A 275-nucleotide genomic window follows, 5' to 3' on the forward strand; every position below is an offset into this window, starting at 1 on the left:
AGCGGTAAACTTAGAGCGATGGAAGAACCTGTCCAGCATACCCACGCCCTGCTGTTGCTTCAGGGCGCTTGTAATAGCGTCCTCAACGACACTAGCGCTGGCATCCATCTCAAGCATCAGGTTACGCTTAAAGTCCGCTACAGAGGGTTTACGAGCGCCTACAGCAGCCCCGTCAGATACCAGCAAGTCCGCGAGGTCCTTGTTACCCTGGGCGATGTTATCGTACAGTGCAAAGTTAGTCTTAAAGCCTGTCTTGACCTTATCCAGTAGCTTCT

Annotated in this window: 1 protein-coding gene; it reads right to left on the reverse strand. The window is 52.4% G+C overall.

Going from position 1 to position 275, the window contains the following annotated elements:
* A partial coding sequence (locus ABFY71_RS18865) for a hypothetical protein (protein WP_347947408.1) occupies positions 1–275 on the reverse strand: 275 nt, incomplete at both ends.

This window comes from Devosia alba (assembly GCF_039938915.1).
Lineage (GTDB): Bacteria > Pseudomonadota > Alphaproteobacteria > Rhizobiales > Devosiaceae > Devosia > Devosia alba.